The sequence below is a fragment of the Pseudomonas sp. P5_A2_2 genome, assembly GCF_054177685.1.
Window position 1 is genome coordinate 1 of record NZ_JBGCUL010000728.1, and the last position, 2,323, is coordinate 2,323.

Annotated in this window: 2 protein-coding genes; both read left to right on the plus strand. The window is 61.5% G+C overall.

Features of this window, described 5'->3' with window-relative positions:
- The first annotated feature begins 38 nt into the window (after window positions 1–38).
- Window positions 39–1,547: a sigma-54-dependent transcriptional regulator gene (locus ACXRVY_RS24855; RefSeq protein ID WP_223464001.1), complete on the plus strand. Its 1,509-nt coding sequence runs from the start codon at window positions 39–41 to the stop codon at window positions 1,545–1,547.
- A 118-nt stretch (window positions 1,548–1,665) separates the two neighbouring features.
- Window positions 1,666–2,323: IS110 family RNA-guided transposase (locus ACXRVY_RS24860; RefSeq protein ID WP_458238504.1), on the plus strand; the 658-nt coding region annotated here is incomplete at its 3' end.

The following is a 2,323-nucleotide window of genomic DNA, read 5'->3' on the forward strand; positions in this document are numbered from 1 at the left end:
GGCATACTGATTCGGTTCGCCAATCTTGCAGGCCCGTCATGCGCATCCACGTCACCTTCATCGACCGCGTCGGTATCACCCAGGAAGTGCTGGCCCTGCTCGGTGGACGCAGTTTCAACCTGGACGCCGTGGAGATGGTGCCGCCGAACGTCTACATTGACGCGCCGACCCTCGGCGCCGAGGTGCTGGAGGAGCTGCGCGAGGCACTTTTCGACGTGCGTGGTGTGCAAGCGGTGACCATGGTCGACATCCTTCCGGGGCAACGCCGGCGCCTGCAACTGGACGCCTTGCTGGCAGCCAGTTCCGACCCGGTGCTGGCGGTGGATGACCGAGGTCACGTGTTGCTGGCCAACCCGGCGCTGATCGCCCTGTGCGGACGCGAACCGGCCGGTGAATCGCTGACCACGCTGTTCGACGATGCCGATTTGCAGCGCACCCTGATCGCTCAGCATTTCCGCCTGCCGATGCACGAGGTCAGCCTCGGTGGCCAGACCTTGCTGCTCGACGCGATGCCGATCACCGACGCCGGCGCCCTGCTCACCCTGTATCAACCGAACCGCATTGGCGAACGCCTGTCGGCGCTGCACCATGACCATGCCGAAGGCTTCGATGCGCTGCTCGGCGAATCGCCACCGATCCGCGCGCTCAAGGCCCGTGCGCAACGGGTGGCGGCCCTCGATGCGCCGCTGCTGATCCAGGGTGAAACCGGCACCGGCAAGGAATTGGTGGCCCGTGCCTGTCATGCCATCAGCCCACGGCACGATGCGCCGTTTTTGGCCCTGAACTGCGCCGCGCTGCCGGAGAGCCTGGCCGAGAGCGAGCTGTTCGGCTACGCCCCCGGCGCCTTCACCGGCGCGCAACGGGGCGGCAAGCTCGGCCTGCTGGAACTGGCCGACCAAGGCACGGTGTTCCTCGATGAAGTGGGGGAAATGTCGCCGTACCTGCAAGCCAAGTTGCTGCGTTTCCTGAGCGATGGCTGCTTCCGTCGGGTCGGTGGCGACAAGGAAGTGCGGGTCAATGTGCGGGTGCTCAGCGCGACCCACCGCGACCTGGAGAAAATGGTCGCCGAAGGGCGTTTTCGCGAAGACCTGTTCTACCGCCTCAACGTGCTCAACCTGCAAGTGCCACCGCTGCGCGAGCGCGGTCACGACATCCTGCTGATGGCCAATCACTTCATGCAACAGGCCTGCGCGCAGATCCAGCGACCAGCGTGTCGTCTGGCGCCGAGCACCTTCAGCGCCCTGCTCGGCAACCGCTGGCCGGGCAACGTGCGGCAATTGCAAAACGTGATCTTTCGCGCGGCGGCGATTTGCGAAAATCCGCTGGTGGACATCGACGACCTGGACATCGCCCGCACGGCAGTGGAGCGGCAGAATGACGGCGAAGTCGGCAGCCTGGAAGAGGCGGTTGGCGACTTTGAGAAGAACCTGCTGGAACAGCTGTATCGCAGCTATCCGTCCAGCCGGTTGCTGGCGGCGCGGTTGCAGACTTCCCATAGCGCGATTGCCATTCGCTTGCGCAAGTACGGGATTCCCAACAAGCCCTGAGCTATCTGTCGGAACACATTTTCACTGACAACACATTCCCCTAATGAAATGGCTACCCCCGCCGCCCCCTGTGATCGACCACTAAGCTTTCACAGGGGGCTTATCGGAGATCATTGCCATGAGCAAAGTAGCTATTGCCGCCATCGATCTGGGAAAACACACCTTTCATCTACATGCACAGGATGATCGTGGTCACGAGCTGTACCGAAAAAAATTCAATCGGGTAACGCTCATGCAGCACCTGGCAAATCTCGAGCCCTGCACCATCGTGATGGAAGCCTGTGGCGGCGCCCACTTCATGGCACAGGAGGCCGCCAAGTTAGGGCATACGGCCAGACTCATCGCGCCTCATCTCGTGCGTCCCTACGTGAAAAGCAACAAAAATGACTTCGCCGATGCCGAGGCGATCTGCGAAGCCGCGACTCGTCCGGCGATGCGTTTTGTACCGGTAAAAACTCAGGCCCAACAAGTGCTAGCCATGCTGAACTCCACCCGAGACTCGTTCATCAAGGATCGCACCGCAACCGTCAATCGGATTCACGCCGCGCTTCTCGAAGTTGGCGTGAGCCTGGCCCCGGGCTTCAAGTCGATCAACGCGCTACCGGAGCTGCTTGAGGCGAGTTCAATTTCTGAGCCGTACAAAAAAAATCTGATGAGACTGTATCGACACTTCAAGCATGTGGAGGAGGAGATCAAGTCGCTGGATAAGGACGTGGAATGCCAGGCCGCTGAAGATGATCTGGCGACTCGCTTGATGACTCTGCCCTGTGTCGGCC